Here is a 16232-nt window from a genome sequence, read left to right as displayed (position 1 = left end):
CTCAGTCTAGGTGCCGGGAACAAAACTGGGTACGCTGTACGCGCAATCGGGTACGCTGTACCCAGTTAAAAGGAGAAGGGGGACCCATGAGTGACGGGTACGCCGTACGGGCCGAGGGCCTGGAGAAGCGCTACGGCGAGAAGCGCGCCCTGGACGGCTTCGACCTGACCGTGCGTGAGGGCAGCGTGCACGGCCTGCTCGGCCCGAACGGCGCGGGCAAGACCACCGCCGTCCGCATCCTGTCCACGCTGCTGCGGCCGGACGGCGGACGTGCCACCGTGGCCGGACTCGACGTGGCGCGGCAGGCGCGCCAGGTGCGGGCCCGGATCGGGCTCACCGGGCAGTACGCGGCGGTGGACGAGGTGCTCACCGGCCGCCAGAACCTGGAGATGTTCGGCCGGCTGTTCCATCTGGGCGGGAAGCGGGCCAGGCTGCGCGCCGTCGAGCTGCTGGAGCAGTTCGACCTGACCGACGCCGGGGACAAGGGCGTCGGCGACTACAGCGGCGGCATGCGGCGCCGCCTCGACCTCGCCGCGTCGATGATCCTGGCCCCGGCGGTCCTCTTCCTCGACGAGCCGACGACGGGACTGGACCCGCGCAGCCGCGGCGAGGTCTGGGAGTCGGTGCGCGAGCTGGTCGCGGGAGGCACGACCGTGCTGCTGACCACCCAGTACCTGGAGGAGGCCGACAAACTGGCCTCCCGTGTCACCGTCATCGACCAGGGGCGCGCCATCGCCGACGACACCCCGGACGGGCTGAAGAACCGGATCGGCGGCGACCGGATCGAGGTCGTGGTCGCCGAGCGCTCCAACATCGCGCGGGCGGTGAAGGTGGTCGCCCGGGTCTCCGACGGCGAACCGGAGACGGACGAGAGCGAGCTGCGGGTCCACGCGGCTGTCGCCGACCGGGTCACCGCTCTGACGGAGGTCGCCCGCACGCTCCAGGACGAGGGCATCCGGGTCGAGGACATCGGGCTGCGCAGGCCGAGCCTCGACGACGTGTTCCTGCGCCTGACCGGACACCGCACGGAGACGAAGGAGCCCGCCGCATGAGCGCCGTCGACCTGACCGGCCCGGCCACCCACGGGCGGACGTACTGGCTGCTCGCCGACTGCTGGAACATCGTCCGCCGCGGCCTGACGCACTACCGGCGCCAGCCCGTCAACATCGCCTGGCAGCTCGGCTTCCCGATCCTCTCCGTCCTGCTCTACGGCTACGTCTTCGGCAGCGCCATGCAGGTCCCCGGCGGCGGGGACTACAAGGACTTCCTGATGCCGGGCATGTTCGTGATGACGATGGCGTTCGGCTTCATCAACACCGCCACGGTCGTGGTGTACGACGCGACCAAGGGCGTCATCGACCGGTTCCGCTCGATGCCGATGGCCTCCTCGGCCGTGGTCGCCGGGCGCGGGGTGACCGATCTGCTGGTGGCCTGCGCGGAGTTGGCCATCATGATGCTGACCGCGCTCGCCATGGGCTGGCGGCCGGACGGCGGCCTGGGCTTCCTCGCCGCGTTCGGACTGCTGCTGTGGCTGCGGTTCGCGCTGATCTGGATCGGCGTGTGGCTCGGCCTGCTCGTGCCCAACCCGGAGGCCGCGGGCGGGCTGTTCGCGGTGGCCTTCCCGCTGACGATGATCTCCAGCATCTTCGTCGCCCCGCAGCTGATGCCCGACTGGCTGGGCTGGGTGGCCGCGTGGAACCCCATCTCCTCGACGGCCGCGGCGACCCGTGAGCTGTTCGGGACGCCGGTCGGCGGGGGCGACTCCTGGATCGAGCAGCACGCGCTGCTCATGGCGGGCGTATGGCCGGCGGTGCTGACCCTGATCTTCCTGCCGCTCGCGGTGCGCCGCTTCCGGAAGCTGAGCCGTTAGGCCGCCGGACACGGGAAGGGCCCGGAGCGACCGACGCTCCGGGCCCTTCCTCCGTCCGCCGCCGTCGAGCGGCTAAAGCTGCTCGATCACGTAGTCGACGCACTTCGTCAGTGCCTCGACGTCCGCCGGGTCGATCGCCGGGAACATCGCGACCCGGAGCTGGTTGCGGCCGAGCTTGCGGTACGGCTCGGTGTCGACGACGCCGTTGGCGCGCAGCACCTTGGCGACGGCCGCCGCGTCCACCTCGTCGGTGAAGTCGATCGTGCCGATGACCTGCGAGCGCTTGGCCGGGTCGGCGACGAACGGGTTGGCGTACTTGATGTCCTCGGCCCAGCCGTACAGCGTGCGCGCGGAGGTCGCCGTCCGCCGCACCGCCCAGTCCAGACCGCCCTGCCCGTTGAGCCACTCCAGCTGCTGGTTCAGCAGGAAGAGGGTGGCGAGCGCCGGGGTGTTGTACGTCTGGTTCTTGCGGGAGTTGTCGATCGCGGTGGGCAGGCTGAAGAACTCCGGCACGTGCCGTCCGGACGCGTGGACCCGCTCGGCGCGCTCGATGGCGGCGGGGGAGAAGACGCCGATCCACAGGCCGCCGTCGGAGGCGAAGGACTTCTGCGGGGCGAAGTAGTAGACGTCCGTCTCGGAGATGTCGACGGGGAGGCCGCCCGCGCCGCTCGTCGCGTCCACGAGGACGAGCGCGCCCTCGTCGGCGCCGGCCACCCGCCTGATGGGCATGGCGACGCCGGTCGAGGTCTCGTTGTGGGTGAACGCGTAGACGTCCACACCCGCGGCGGCCTTCGGCTCGGGATGCGTGCCCGGGTCGGCGGAGATGACGTCCGGCTCGGCCAGCCAGGGGGCGAGCTTGGCCGCCTTGGCGAACTTGGAGCTGAACTCGCCGAAGGACAGGTGCTGCGACCTGTTCTCGATCAGTCCGTGCGTCGCGATGTCCCAGAACGCGGTGGAGCCGCCGTTGCCGAGGACCACCTCGTAGCCGTCGGGGAGCTGGAACAGCTCGCGGATGCCCTCACGCACCGAGCCGACCAGGTTCTTGACCGGTGCCTGCCGGTGGGAGGTGCCGAGGAGGGACGTGCCGGTCGCGGCGAGGGCGTCCAGCGCCTCCGTCCGCACCTTGGAGGGGCCCGCGCCGAAACGACCGTCCGCGGGCTTGATGTCAGAGGGAATCCGGATCTCAGCCACGAGGCGAGACTAGCCGCTGGGGAAACCTGTCCGAAGCGTCGTCCGTCGGATGAGACGGCGTTTCGCGCGGCCGGTGAAGGAGGGCACAGTGGACAGCAGCAAAGCGGGTTCAGACGCCTGACTCGGTCCCTTACCCTGGACCGGTAAGTACAGCAAGATGACCGCCCCTGGATTCGCTCGTCCCTTGGAAGGTCGCCGTGAGTACCCCCAGCACCACCTCCTCCCCGGCGACATCGCCGTCCGCTCCGACCGCGCCGGGTGCGCCCTCGCCGGTCCAGGGGCGGCGGGGCGGCCGCTTCGGTGGCTCTCCCGGTTCCCTCGGCTCCCTCGGTCCCGTCGGCCTGGTGCTGGCGGGCGGGCTCTCCGTGCAGTTCGGCGGCGCCCTCGCGGTCAGCCTGATGCCGCGGGCCGGGGCGCTCGGCATCGTGACGCTGCGGCTCGCGGTGGCGGCGATCGTGCTGATGCTGGTGTGCCGGCCGAGGCTGCGCGGGCACTCCCGCACCGACTGGGGCACGGTCGTCGTCTTCGGTATCACCATGGGCGCGATGAACGGCCTCTTCTACCAGGCCGTGGACCGCATCCCGCTCGGCCCGGCGGTCACCCTTGAGGTGCTCGGCCCGCTGGCCCTCTCCGTGATCGCCTCCCGCCGCGCGGTCAACCTCGTCTGGGCGGGTCTCGCCCTGGCCGGTGTCTTCCTGCTCGGAGGCGGGACCTTCGACACCCTCGACCCGGTCGGCGTGGCGTTCGCGCTGGGCGCGGGCGCGATGTGGGCGGCGTACATCCTCTTCAGCGCGCGTACGGGCCGCCGCTTCCCGCAGGCCGACGGGCTGGCACTGGCCATGGTGGTGGCGGCGGTGCTGTTCCTGCCGCTGGGCATCGCCGAGTCGGGCACGAAGCTGCTGGACCCGGAGATCCTCGCCCTCGGCGCGGCCGTCGCCCTGCTGTCCTCCGTCCTGCCCTACACCCTCGAACTCCTCGCCCTGCGCCGCCTGCCCGCCCCGACGTTCGCCATCCTCATGAGCCTGGAGCCCGCCATCGCCGCGACGGCCGGCTTCCTGGTCCTGAACCAGGCCCTGACCGCCATGGAGGCCGCGGCCATCGCCCTGGTCATCGCGGCGAGCATGGGCGCGGTACGCACCCAGGTCGGCCGCCGCAAGCGTCCGGTCACGGCGACGCCTTCGTGAGGAACGGGGTCGCGTCGGGGACCTCGGGGGCTAGAGTCGGATTCGTGACCGGCGATGCGCCGGGGACGCGAAGGGAACGTCAGCATGAGCGTGCGGCACACCGAGGCAGCCGGTGACGGGCCACTGATCCCCCGCCCGGAGCGGACGCCGGATGCCCTGCGGGCGGCGTGCGCCGTGGTGGCCCCACAGCTTCTGCCCGCGTACGACCAGGCGAAGGACTCGGCTCTCACGGAAGCGGTGCAACACGGTTCACTCGCCCCCGTCCACGCCTGCCTCCGCCACTGGTCGGCTCTGATCGAGATCGAGCGCCATCCTCGGACGGCGAAGGACTATCACCGCGCCGAGTATCTCGCGCAGCTCGCCGCCTCGCTGGAGGAGGCCCGCGAACACCTGGCTGTAGCAGCCGAGATCTACCGGGACGCCGCGGCGGCGGTGTCGGGGGAGTGAGCTGGAGCTGGGAATACGTCCCCGACGAGGAGACCGTCGCGGCCGGTGCGCCGCCGGGCTTCCTGGCGGAGGTCGAGAAGAAGGCCGACGAACTGGTTCGCGCAGCCGAGGCGCTCCACCTGCACGGCGCTACGTGGCAGGGTACGGATGAAGGGACGAGGCATGCGTTCGTCGGCGGCTTCTTCGTCTACATGATCACGCCGCGCTCGGAAGCCGTCACCATCTGGCAGGTCACGCCCGATCCGCTGTGATGCCTCCTTGCGAGGCCGCCGCGACAAAGGCGCTGAATGCGCCCGCGCTGAAGGTGAGGGTGCCGTGGGCGGGGTTCTTGGAGTCGCGGACGGCTATGTGGGCGGCCAGTTCGGCGACCTCGACGCAGTCGCCGCCGCTGCTGCCGCTGTAGGACGACTTACGCCACCGTGCTCGCGTCACGTTCAGGCTGCTCCCCATAGCGTTCCTCCATTACGCGGGCGATCAGAGTGGCTGAGTCTCTCGGTGAGAGCGCTTCGGCCTGCAAACGAGCGTAACCGACCGAACGCTCCCTGATCACTTGCGGATTGGCCGTCATGTGCCCTTGGTCGTAGCTCTCGCTGTAGTACAGGTCCGGATCGCTGTCGAACCGGAGGAGATTGAACGAGCCCATCATGCCGGTGTGCTCGCCCGCGGAGAAGGGCAGCACCTGGATCTCCAGCCATGGCTGGCCGAAGAGGTCCAACAAGTGACCGAGCTGGTCTCGCATCACCATGGGACCGCCGATCTCGCGATGGAGTACCGCCTCGTCCAGCACGACCCACAGCACGGGCGGATGCTCACGTTCCAGAGCGCGCTGCCGGTCCAACCGTGCCGCCACCATCTCATCGAGCCGCTTCCCGTGCTCGACGGCCAACACGGCTCGCGCATAGGCCTTCGTCTGCAACAACCCGTAGACCAACTGGCACTGATAGGTCGAGATATACGCCGCCCTCCCCTCCATCTCCGCATACGGCTGGAACCACCCCGGCAGCTGGCTGCGCAGCACCAACCCCACCAGCCGCGAGAACAACCCGTCCGTCCCCAGCGCGGCGTCCACCCGTTCCGAGAAGTCCCGTTGGGGGACCCTCGCCGCCGTCTCGATCTGGCCGATCAGTGATCCCGTGCAGAACACGACCGACCCGAGCTGCGCCAGCGTCAGCCCCGCCGCCTCCCGGCAGCGGCGCAGCTCGTAGCCGTAGTAGTCCAACGGCGACGCACCCGCGTCCAGTTCGCGACTCCGCAAGCCGACCACCTCCCATAGCTGAGAGTAGCCATACCGACACGTACCGGCGTCGAGGTTCGGTGAAACAAAATCATGCAAGCATGCTTGATTTGTTCCGGCGCCGCTGCCACGCTCCTGCCCATGGCCGACCCCACCCCCGTCTTCGACGACCTGCGTGCGGAGAGCGACGAACTCGACCGAGTCGTCGCCGACTTGGAACCCGAGCGCTGGACGCTCCCCACCCCCGCGCCCCGCTGGAGCGTCGCCCACCAGATCGCCCATCTCGCCTGGACCGACCGCTCCGCCCTGCTCGCCGTCACCGACGAGGACGCGTTCCGGAACCTCGTCGAGAAGGCCTTCGCCGCGCCGGAGTCGTTCGTGGACGACGGCGCCGACGAGGGGGCGCGACTTTCGCCCGCCGAACTGCTCGCGAGGTGGAGGGAAGGGCGCGCCACCCTCGACGCGGCGCTGCGCGCGGCCCCGCCCGGCGCGCGCTTCCCCTGGTACGGCCCGCCCATGTCCGCCGCCTCCATGGCCACCGGACGGATCATGGAGACCTGGGCCCACGGCCAGGACATCGCCGACACCCTGGGAATCGAGCGCACCCCCACGGACCGGCTGAGGCACGTCGTCCGCATCGGCGTCCGCGCCCGCGACTTCGCCTACGCGGCGAACGGTCTGCCCGCGCCCGGCGAGGAGTTCCGGGTCGAGCTGGTCGCCCCCTCGGGCGAGGTGTTGACGTACGGCCCCGAGGGCGCCGCCCAGCGCGTCACGGGAACCGCCTACGACTTCGCGCTCCTGGTCACCCAGCGCGCTCATCGCGACGACGTGGACGTACGTGCCGAGGGCGCGGACGCCGACCGCTGGCTCGGCATCGCCCAGGCCTTCGCGGGCCCGCCCGGTGACGGCCGCCCGCCGAAGGGGGACGTCCGGTGACGCTGCGCATCGGCAACGCCTCCGGCTTCTACGGAGACCGCTTCGACGCCCTGCGCGAGATGCTCACCGGTGGCGAGCTCGACGTCCTCACCGGCGACTACCTCGCCGAGCTGACCATGCTGATCCTGGCCCGGGACCGGCTGAAGGACCCCTCCGCCGGGTACGCCCGCACCTTCCTGCGCCAGCTGGAGGAGTGCCTCGGCCTCGCCCACGACCGGGGCGTGCGGATCGTCACCAACGCGGGCGGCCTGAACCCCGCCGGACTCGCCGACGCCGTAAGGCAGCTCGCCGACCGCCTCGGCATACCCGTGCGGGTCGCGCACGTCGAGGGCGACGACCTGACCGCCGCCTACCCCGGCAGCCTCGCCGCCCACGCCTACCTCGGCGGCTTCGGCATCGCCGCCTGTCTGAAGGAGGGCGTCGACGTCGTCGTCACCGGCCGGGTGACCGACGCGGCCCTGGTCACCGGGCCCGCCGCCGCGCACTTCGGCTGGGGGCCGGGCGACCACGACCGGCTCGCGGGCGCCGTCGTCGCCGGTCACGTCCTGGAGTGCGGCACCCAGGCCACCGGCGGCAACTACGCCTTTTTCGGTGAACGGCAGGGCGACCTGCGCCGGCCCGGCTTCCCTCTCGCCGAGGTGCACGCCGACGGCAGCTCCGTCATCACCAAGCACCCCGGCACCGGCGGCTTCGTCGACGTCGGCACGGTCACCGCCCAGCTCCTCTACGAGACCGGCGCCGCCCGCTACGCCGGCCCCGACGTCACCGCCCGCCTCGACACCGTCCGTGTGACCCAGGAGGCCCCCGACCGCGTCCGGATCGAGGGCGTCCGCGGTGAGGCCCCGCCGCCCACCCTCAAGGTCGGCCTCAACAGCCTCGGCGGCTTCCGCAACGAGGTCACCTTTGTGCTGACCGGCCTCGACATCGAGGCCAAGGCCGCCCTCGTGCGGCAGCAGATGACGGACGCCCTCACCAAGTCACCGCCGGCAGAGATCCGTTGGGACCTCGTGCGGACCGACCGGCCCGACGCCGGCACCGAGGAGACCGCCAGCGCCCTGCTCCGGCTCGTCGTGCGCGACCAGGACCAGACCGCCGTCGGCCGGGCCCTCGGTGCCGCCGCCGTCGAACTGGCCCTCGCCAGCTACCCCGGCTTCCATGTGCTCGCACCTCCCGGGAAGGGCGCGCCCTACGGGGTCTTCGAGGACAGGTACGTCCCGCAGGGCGACGTCCCGCACACCGCGGTCCTGCACGACGGACGCCGTGTCCCCGTGGACCCACCGCAGGACACCCTCGCACCGGGACCGGTCGAGGACCCTCCGCTGCCCGTGCCCCTCCCGGCCGGCCCCACCCGTCGCGCCCCCTTCGGTCTCGTCGCCGGCGCCCGCAGCGGCGACAAGGGCGGGAACGCCAACGTCGGCGTATGGGCCCGTACCGACGAGGCCTGGCGGTGGCTGGCCCATGAGCTGACCGCCGGGCGTTTCCAGGAACTGCTCCCCGAGACCCGTCCGCTGCCCGTCACCCGCCACGTCCTGCCGCACCTGCGCGCCCTCAACTTCGTCGTCGAGGGCATCCTCGGCGAGGGCGTCGCGGCCCAGGCCCGCTTCGACCCGCAGGCCAAGGCCCTCGGCGAATGGCTCCGCTCCCGCCACCTGGACATCCCGGAGGCCCTGCTGTGACCGTCCTGTCCTCCGCCCTCGACACCACGAGCCCCGAGTACGGGGCGAACCGCGAGGCGATGCTCGCCAAGCTCGCCGACCTGGACGCCGAGCACGCCAAGGCCCTCGCGGGCGGCGGCGAGAAGTACGTCGCCCGGCACCGGGCGCGCGGCAAGCTCCTCGCCCGCGAGCGCATCGAGCTGCTCCTCGACCCCGACACGCCGTTCCTGGAGCTGTCCCCGCTCGCGGCCTGGGGCAGCGACCACACCGTCGGCGCCTCCCTGGTCACCGGCATCGGGGTCGTCGAGGGCGTCGAGTGCCTGATCACCGCCAACGACCCGACCGTCCGGGGCGGCGCGAGCAACCCGTGGAGCCTGAGGAAGGCGCTGCGCGCCAACGACATCGCCCTCGCCAACCGGCTGCCCTGCATCAGCCTCGTGGAGTCCGGCGGCGCGGACCTGCCCTCCCAGAAGGAGATCTTCATCCCCGGCGGGGCGATCTTCCGGGACCTGACGCGGCTGTCGGCGGCCGGTATCCCCACCGTCGCCGTCGTGTTCGGCAACTCCACGGCGGGCGGCGCGTACATCCCCGGCATGTCCGACCACGTGATCATGGTCAAGGAGCGCGCCAAGGTGTTCCTCGGCGGCCCGCCCCTGGTGAAGATGGCCACCGGCGAGGAGAGCGACGACGAGTCCCTGGGCGGCGCGGACATGCACGCGCGCGTGTCGGGCCTCGCCGACTACTTCGCCGTGGACGAACCCGACGCGCTCCGGCAGGCACGGCGCGTCGTCGCCCGCCTCAACCACCGCAAGGCGTACGGGACTCCGGGCCCGGCCGAGCCGCCCAAGTACGACCAGGACGAACTGCTCGGCATCGTCCCCGGCGACCTGAAGGTGCCCTTCGACCCGCGCGAGGTCGTCGCCCGGATCGTCGACGCCTCCGACTTCGACGAGTTCAAGCCGCTGTACGGGACCAGTCTGGCCACCGGCTGGGCGACCCTGCACGGCTACCCGGTCGGCATCCTCGCCAACGCGCAGGGCGTGCTGTTCAGCGAGGAGTCGCAGAAGGCCGCCCAGTTCATCCAGCTCGCCAACCAGCGCGACATCCCCCTGCTCTTCCTGCACAACACCACCGGCTACATGGTCGGCAGGGAGTACGAGCAGGGCGGCATCATCAAGCACGGCGCGATGATGATCAACGCGGTGAGCAACTCCAAGGTGCCGCACCTCTCCGTCCTGATGGGCGCCTCCTACGGCGCCGGGCACTACGGCATGTGCGGCCGCGCCTACGACCCGCGCTTCCTGTTCGCCTGGCCCAGCGCCAAGTCCGCCGTCATGGGCCCGCAGCAGCTCGCGGGCGTGCTGTCCATCGTCGCCCGCCAGTCCGCCGCCGCGAAGGGGCAGCCCTACGACGACGAGGCGGACGCCGCCCTGCGCGCGATGGTCGAGCAGCAGATCGAGTCCGAGTCCCTGCCGAAGTTCCTCTCCGGGCGCCTGTACGACGACGGCGTCATCGACCCGCGCGACACCCGAACCGTCCTCGGCCTGTGCCTGTCCGCGATCCACACCGCCCCCTACGAGGGCGTGCGCGGCGGCTTCGGCGTCTTCCGGATGTGAGGCAAAGTGATCACCACCGTTCTTGTCGCCAACCGGGGCGAGATCGCCTGCCGGATCTTCCGCACCTGCCGTGAGCTGGGCATCCGCACCGTCGCCGTGCACTCGGACGCGGACGCGGACGCCCTGCACACACGCGAGGCCGACGCCGCCGTACGGCTGCCCGGGGCGACCCCCGCCGAGACGTATCTGCGGGGCGACCTGATCGTCAGGGCCGCCCTCGCGTCCGGCGCCGACGCCGTGCACCCCGGCTACGGCTTCCTCTCCGAGAACGCCGGCTTCGCGCGCGCCGTGCTCGACGCGGGGCTGCTGTGGATCGGACCGCCCCCGGCCGCCATCGAGGCGATGGCGTCCAAGACCCGCGCCAAGGAACTGCTCGGGCTCGCACCCCTGGAGAAGGTCACCGAGGCCGACCTCCCCGTGCTCGTCAAGGCGGCCGCGGGCGGCGGCGGACGCGGGATGCGCGTCGTACGGCGCCTGGCGGACCTGGACGCGGAGCTGACCGCCGCCCGCGCGGAGGCCCTCGGAGCCTTCGGTGACGACGAGGTCTTCGTCGAGCCGTACGTCGAGGACGGCCGGCACGTCGAGGTGCAGATCCTCGCCGACACCCACGGCACGGTGTGGGCGCTGGGCACCCGCGACTGCTCCCTCCAGCGCCGCCACCAGAAGGTCGTCGAGGAGGCACCCGCCCCCGGCCTGACCCGCGAACTCACCGAGTCCCTCCACGAGACGGCCGTACGCGCCGCCCGCTCCGTCGGCTACACGGGCGCCGGGACGGTCGAGTTCCTGGTCGCCGACGACACCGCGCACTTCCTGGAGATGAACACCCGCCTCCAGGTCGAACACCCCGTCACCGAGGCCGTCTTCGGCATCGACCTGGTGGCCCTCCAGCTCCGGATCGTGGAGGGGCACCCCCTGGAGGCCGAACCCCCGCAGCCCAGCGGCCACGCCGTCGAGGCCCGCCTCTACGCCGAGGACCCGGCGCGGGACTGGGCCCCGCAGACCGGCACCCTGCACCGCCTGGACGTCCCCGACGGCATCCGCCTGGACACCGGGTACACGGGCGGCGACGAGATCGGCGTCCACTACGACCCCATGCTCGCCAAGGCCGTCGCCCACGCCCCCACGCGCGAGGAGGCCCTCCGCAAGCTCGCCGGCGCCCTGGAACGCGCCACGATCCACGGCCCGGCCACCAACCGCGACCTCCTGGTCCGCTCCCTGCGGCACAAGGAGTTCACGACCGGACGCATGGACACGGGCTTCTACGCCCGCCACCTCCAGGAACTCACCGAACCCGCTCCCGACCCCCTCGCCCCGCTCGCCGCCGCCCTGGCCGACGCAGCCGGTCGCGGCCGCCCCGGCGCCTGGCGCAACGTCCCCTCCCAGCCCCAGACCAAGCGCTACACCATGGCCGGCGAGGAGCACGAGGCCCGCTACCGGCACACCCGCGAGGGCCTCACCGCGGACGGCGTCCACGTCGTCCGCGCCGCCGCCGACGAGGTCGTCCTCGAAGTGGACGGGGTGCGGCGGAAGTTCGCCGTCGCACGCTACGGCGACGAGGTCCACGTCGACGCCGTCCGCCTCACCGCCCTGCCCCGTTTCCCGGACCCCACCGCCCAGCACGCCCCGGGCTCCCTCCTCGCCCCCATGCCGGGAACCGTAGTACGCGTCGCCGAGGGACTCACCGAGGGCGCCGCCGTGACGGCCGGACAGCCCCTGATCTGGCTGGAGGCGATGAAGATGCAGCACCAGATCTCGGCACCGGCCACGGGCACCCTGACGGACCTGAACGCCGCCCCGGGCCAGCAGGTGCAGGTCGGCACCTTGCTGGCGGTCGTGACGGAAACGCACTAGGGGCGCGGGACTGCACAGAACATGCGGCTCCGCCGCGTGAGCGCGAGCAACCACCCACCACCCGCACCCGGAGGAACCCCATGACCACCCTCATCGAACCCGCGGAGCACAAGGCCCTGCGCGCCGCCGTCGCCGCCCTCGGCAAGCGCTACGGCCGCGACTACCTCACCCGCACCGTCGCCGAGGGCAAACCCCTCGCCGAACTCTGGGCAGACGCCGGAAAGCTCGGCTACCTCGGCGTCAACCTCCCCGAGGAGTACGGCGGCGGGGGCGGCGGCATATCCGAACTCGCGATCGTCCTCGAGGAACTCGGCGCGGCCGGCAGCCCCCTGCTGATGCTCGTCGTCTCCCCGGCGATCTGCGGCACCGTGATCGCCCGTTTCGGCACCGAGGAACAGAAGCGCGACTGGCTCCCGGGACTCGCCGACGGCACCCGCATCATGGCCTTCGGCATCACCGAACCCGACGCCGGCTCCAACAGCCACCGCATCACCACCACCGCCCGCCGGGACGGCGCCGACTGGCTCCTGACCGGCCGCAAGGTGTTCATCTCCGGCGTCGACATCGCCGACGCCGTCCTGATCGTCGGCCGCACCGAGGACGCCCGCACCGGCAACCTCAAGCCCTGCCTGTTCATCGTCCCCACCGACGCCGAGGGCTTCCACAAGCGCCCCATCGACATGGAGCTCAACGCCGCCGAGAAGCAGTTCGAGCTCACCCTGGACGACGTGCGCCTGCCCGCCGACGCCCTCGTCGGCGACGAGGACGCGGGCCTGCTCCAGCTCTTCGCCGGCCTCAACCCCGAACGCATCATGACCGCCGCCTTCGCCATCGGCATGGGCCGCTACGCGCTCGCCAAGGCCCTCGACTACGCCCGCGAACGCACCGTCTGGAAGACGCCCATCGGCGCCCACCAGGCCATCGCCCACCCCCTGGCGCAGGCCCACATCGACCTCGAACTCGCCCGCCTGATGACGCAGAAGGCGGCCCACCTCTACGACGCGGGCGACGACATCGGCGCCGGCGAGGCCGCCAACATGGCCAAGTACGCCGCCGGCGAGGCCTGCGTGAAAGCCGTCGACCAGTCAGTGCACACTCTCGGTGGCAACGGCCTCACCCGCGAGTTCGGCCTCGCCTCACTGATAACGGCCGCGCGCGTGGCTCGTATCGCACCGGTGAGCCGCGAGATGATTCTCAACTACGTGTCCCACCAGACCCTCGGTCTGCCCAAGTCGTACTGAGCCGCACCGCATCGAGCCGCACCGCACTGAGCCGCACCGCTTGGAGGAACCGTGTTCCGCAGCGCGTACGCCGACGTCCCACCCGTAGAACTCCCCATCCACGACGCCGTCCTGGGCCACGCCGCCGGCTTCGGCGACCTGCCCGCCCTCGTCGACGGCACCGACGGCACCACCCTCACCTACGAACAGGTGGACCGCTTCCACCGGCGGATCGCCGCCGCGCTCGCCGAGGCCGGCGTCCGCAAGGGCGACGTCCTCGCCCTGCACAGCCCGAACACGATCGCCTTCCCCACCGCGTTCTACGCCGCCACGCGCGCGGGTGCCGCCGTCACCACCGTGCACCCGCTCGCCACCGCCGACGAGTTCGCCAAACAGCTGCGCGACTCGGCCGCCCGCTGGATCGTCACCGTCTCACCGCTGCTGGAGACCGCCCGCCGGGCCGCCGAACTCGCGGGCGGCGTCCGCGAGATCTTCGTCTGCGACAGCGCCCCCGGCCACCGCTCCCTGATCGACATGCTCGCCTCCACGGCCCCCGAGCCGGGCGTCGCCATCGACCCCACCGAGGACGTGGCGGCCCTCCCCTACTCCTCCGGCACCACCGGCGTCCCCAAAGGCGTGATGCTCACCCACCGCCAGATCGCCACCAACCTCGCCCAGCTCCACCCGGCGATCTCCGCGGGCCCCGGCGACCGCATCCTCGCCGTCCTGCCCTTCTTCCACATCTACGGCCTCACCGCCCTCATGAACGCGCCCCTGAGAGTCGGCGCCACCGTCGTGGTACTGCCACGCTTCGACCTGGAGCAGTTCCTCGCCGCCATCCAGAACCACCGCATCACCGGCCTCTACGTCGCCCCGCCCATCGTCCTCGCCCTCGCCAAGCACCCCGCGGTCGCGCAGTACGACCTCTCGTCCCTCAAGTACGTCATCAGCGCCGCCGCCCCCCTCGACGCGCGGCTCGCCGCCGCCTGTTCCCAGCGGCTCGGACTGCCCCCGGTCGGCCAGGCCTACGGCATGACCGAACTCTCCCCGGGCACCCACGTCGTCCCCCTCGACGCCATGGCCGACGCCCCGCCCGGCACCGTCGGCCGGCTCATCGCCGGCACCGAGATGCGCATCGTCTCCCTCGACGACCCCGGCAAGGACCTCGACCCCGGCGACCCCGGCGAGATCCTCATCCGCGGCCCCCAGGTCATGAAGGGCTACCTCGGCCGCCCCGACGACACCGCCGCGATGATCGACACAGACGGCTGGCTGCACACCGGCGACGTCGGACACGTCGACGCCGACGGCTGGCTCTTCGTCGTCGACCGCGTCAAGGAACTGATCAAGTACAAGGGCTTCCAGGTGGCCCCCGCCGAACTGGAGGCCCTGCTCCTCACCCACCCCGGCATCGCCGACGCCGCCGTCATCGGCGTGTACGACGACGACGGCAACGAGATACCGCGCGCCTACGTCGTCCGCCAGCCCACCGCCCCCGACCTCACCGAGAACGAGGTCATGCTGCACGTCGCCGAACGCGTCGCCCCCTACAAGCGCGTCCGCCAGGTCAGCTTCATCGTCGGCGTCCCCCGCGCCGCCTCCGGCAAGATACTGCGCCGCCAACTACGGGAGAACGCGTGACCCTGATCGGCCGCACCCGCACCCGGGGAGTCGAGACCCTCACCCTCGACTCCCCGGCCAACCGCAACGCCCTCTCCGCCGCGCTCGTCGGCGAACTCGCCGACGCCCTCACCGACTGCGCGAAGGACGGCGACGTCCGCGCCGTCCTGCTGACCCACACCGGCAACACCTTCTGCGCCGGCGCCGACCTGCGCGACCCACCCGACCCGGACGCCCTCGTGAACCTGCTCCGGCAGATCACCGAACTGCCCCGGCCCGTCGTCGCCCGCGTCACCGGCCACGTCCGCGCCGGCGGCCTCGGCCTGCTCGGCGCCTGCGACATCGCCGTCGCGTCCACCACCGCCACCTTCGCCTTCACCGAGGTACGCATCGGCGTCGCCCCCGCCGTCATCTCGCTCCCGCTGCTGCCCCGCACCGACCCGCGCGCACTCTCCCGCTACTACCTCACCGGCGAACGCTTCGACGCCGCCGAGGCCGCCCGTGTCGGCCTGCTCACCGCGGCGGGCGAGGACGCCGACGCCGTACTCGAACCGATCCTCGACGGCCTGCGGCGATCCTCACCACAGGCCCTGGCCGAGACGAAACGGCTGCTCACGGCTAAGGTGCTCCAGGCATTCGACCGGGACGCCGCCCGGCTGACCGCCCTCTCGGCCCGGATGTTCGCCTCCGCCGACGCCCGCGAGGGCATGACAGCCTTCCTCGAACGACGGGATCCCCCATGGGTGCTGTGAACCCGGCCGGCCCTGCCGGCACGGTCACGACGGCGACCGCCGGGGACCGCGCCGACCGGGCCGACCGCGTGCCCAAGCAGGACCGCAGCCGCGCCACCCGGCAACGGCTCCTCGAAGCCGCCGTGGCCTGCCTCGCCGAACACGGCTGGGCGGGCTCCACCGTCACCGTCGTCGCCGAACGCGCCGGCGTCTCCCGCGGCGCCGCCCAGCACCACTTCCCCACCCGCGAGGACCTCTTCACCGCCGCCGTCGAATACGTCGCCGAGGAACGCTCCGGAGCCCTGCGCGCGCTCTTCCCGCAGGGCGCGACCGGCGACCGCCACGCGGTGGTCTCCGCACTCGTCGGCCTCTACACCGGCCCGCTCTTCCGCGCCGCCCTCCACCTGTGGGTCGCCGCCTCCGACGAGGAACAGCTCCGGCCCCGCGTCACCGAACTCGAAGCCCGCGTCGGCCGCGAGTCCCACCGCATCGCCGTCGACCTCCTCGCCGCCGACGAGACCCGCCCCGGCGTCCGCGAGACCGTCCAGGGACTCCTCGACATGGCCCGCGGCCTCGGCCTCGCCAACCTCCTCACCGACGACGCCGGACGCCGTGAACGGGTGGTGGCGCAGTGGGCCGCGCTGCTGGACGAGGCGCTGGACTGAACCCGGGCCCGG

Annotated in this window: 16 protein-coding genes; 13 read left to right on the top strand and 3 right to left on the bottom strand. The window is 72.0% G+C overall.

Annotated features, from left to right (window positions below; genetic code table 11):
• Nucleotides 1-86: 86 nt before the first annotated feature.
• Nucleotides 87-1052 carry an ATP-binding cassette domain-containing protein gene (locus ACWCPM_RS22100; protein WP_450977945.1) on the top strand — a complete coding sequence of 322 codons (966 nt, stop codon included), beginning with the start codon at nucleotides 87-89 and terminating at the stop codon, nucleotides 1050-1052.
• The gene (locus ACWCPM_RS22095; RefSeq protein ID WP_450977944.1) at nucleotides 1049-1870 is read left to right on the top strand and encodes an ABC transporter permease; all 822 of its coding nucleotides are present in this window, start codon (nucleotides 1049-1051) and stop codon (nucleotides 1868-1870) included. The genes ACWCPM_RS22100 and ACWCPM_RS22095 overlap by 4 nt, the downstream gene beginning before the upstream one ends.
• A 72-nt stretch (nucleotides 1871-1942) precedes the next feature.
• Here ACWCPM_RS22095 and serC read toward each other — a convergent pair whose 3' ends face one another.
• A complete protein-coding gene (serC, locus tag ACWCPM_RS22090; RefSeq protein WP_450977943.1) occupies nucleotides 1943-3061 on the bottom strand; it encodes a phosphoserine transaminase in 1119 nt (372 codons plus the stop codon).
• Between the two features lie 197 nt (nucleotides 3062-3258).
• Here serC and ACWCPM_RS22085 point away from each other — a divergent pair, with 197 nt between their 5' ends.
• From ACWCPM_RS22085 to ACWCPM_RS22075, 3 genes are all read left to right on the top strand, one after another.
• Nucleotides 3259-4245: an EamA family transporter gene (locus ACWCPM_RS22085; protein WP_450977942.1), complete on the top strand. Its 987-nt coding sequence runs from the start codon at nucleotides 3259-3261 to the stop codon at nucleotides 4243-4245.
• Between the two features lie 84 nt (nucleotides 4246-4329).
• Nucleotides 4330-4692 (top strand): DUF6247 family protein, encoded by a 363-nt coding sequence (locus ACWCPM_RS22080; RefSeq protein WP_450977941.1) that lies wholly within the window; start codon nucleotides 4330-4332, stop codon nucleotides 4690-4692.
• Entirely contained in the window at nucleotides 4689-4943 is a 255-nt protein-coding gene (locus ACWCPM_RS22075) for a hypothetical protein (protein WP_450977940.1), read from the top strand. Before ACWCPM_RS22080 ends, ACWCPM_RS22075 begins: the two co-directional genes overlap by 4 nt.
• Here ACWCPM_RS22075 and ACWCPM_RS22070 read toward each other — a convergent pair.
• Nucleotides 4924-5124, bottom strand: coding sequence for a DUF397 domain-containing protein (locus tag ACWCPM_RS22070; RefSeq protein WP_450977939.1), 201 nt, complete (start codon nucleotides 5122-5124; stop codon nucleotides 4924-4926). The two genes, ACWCPM_RS22075 and ACWCPM_RS22070, sit on opposite strands and share 20 nt — an antisense overlap.
• On the bottom strand, nucleotides 5102-5911 hold the full coding sequence (locus ACWCPM_RS22065) for a helix-turn-helix domain-containing protein (protein ID WP_450977938.1): 810 nt from the start codon (nucleotides 5909-5911) through the stop codon (nucleotides 5102-5104). The genes ACWCPM_RS22070 and ACWCPM_RS22065 overlap by 23 nt, the downstream gene beginning before the upstream one ends.
• A 156-nt stretch (nucleotides 5912-6067) precedes the next feature.
• Between ACWCPM_RS22065 and ACWCPM_RS22060 the strand changes: the two genes are divergently transcribed.
• The 8 genes from ACWCPM_RS22060 to ACWCPM_RS22025 all read left to right on the top strand — a co-directional run bounded on the left by ACWCPM_RS22060 (nucleotide 6068) and on the right by ACWCPM_RS22025 (nucleotide 16220).
• Nucleotides 6068-6862 (top strand): TIGR03084 family metal-binding protein, encoded by a 795-nt coding sequence (locus ACWCPM_RS22060; RefSeq protein WP_450977937.1) that lies wholly within the window; start codon nucleotides 6068-6070, stop codon nucleotides 6860-6862.
• Entirely contained in the window at nucleotides 6859-8538 is a 1680-nt protein-coding gene (locus ACWCPM_RS22055; protein ID WP_450977936.1) for an acyclic terpene utilization AtuA family protein, read from the top strand. The genes ACWCPM_RS22060 and ACWCPM_RS22055 overlap by 4 nt, the downstream gene beginning before the upstream one ends.
• Entirely contained in the window at nucleotides 8535-10133 is a 1599-nt protein-coding gene (locus ACWCPM_RS22050) for an acyl-CoA carboxylase subunit beta (RefSeq protein WP_450977935.1), read from the top strand. The genes ACWCPM_RS22055 and ACWCPM_RS22050 overlap by 4 nt, the downstream gene beginning before the upstream one ends.
• Before the next feature lie 6 nt (nucleotides 10134-10139).
• Nucleotides 10140-11984: an acetyl/propionyl/methylcrotonyl-CoA carboxylase subunit alpha gene (locus ACWCPM_RS22045; RefSeq protein WP_450977934.1), complete on the top strand. Its 1845-nt coding sequence runs from the start codon at nucleotides 10140-10142 to the stop codon at nucleotides 11982-11984.
• A gap of 80 nt (nucleotides 11985-12064) precedes the next feature.
• Nucleotides 12065-13225, top strand: coding sequence for an acyl-CoA dehydrogenase family protein (locus ACWCPM_RS22040; RefSeq protein WP_450977933.1), 1161 nt, complete (start codon nucleotides 12065-12067; stop codon nucleotides 13223-13225).
• A gap of 51 nt (nucleotides 13226-13276) precedes the next feature.
• Entirely contained in the window at nucleotides 13277-14845 is a 1569-nt protein-coding gene (locus tag ACWCPM_RS22035; RefSeq protein ID WP_450977932.1) for a 4-coumarate--CoA ligase family protein, read from the top strand.
• Entirely contained in the window at nucleotides 14842-15576 is a 735-nt protein-coding gene (locus ACWCPM_RS22030) for an enoyl-CoA hydratase family protein (RefSeq protein ID WP_450977931.1), read from the top strand. Before ACWCPM_RS22035 ends, ACWCPM_RS22030 begins: the two co-directional genes overlap by 4 nt.
• Complete coding sequence (locus ACWCPM_RS22025) at nucleotides 15564-16220, top strand: TetR/AcrR family transcriptional regulator (RefSeq protein ID WP_450977930.1); 657 nt, start codon at nucleotides 15564-15566, stop codon at nucleotides 16218-16220. The genes ACWCPM_RS22030 and ACWCPM_RS22025 overlap by 13 nt, the downstream gene beginning before the upstream one ends.
• The last annotated feature ends 12 nt before the right edge of the window (nucleotides 16221-16232 follow it).

This window comes from Streptomyces sp. NPDC002309, from assembly GCF_053593375.1.
This window is presented reverse-complemented; position numbering and strand designations above follow the sequence as displayed.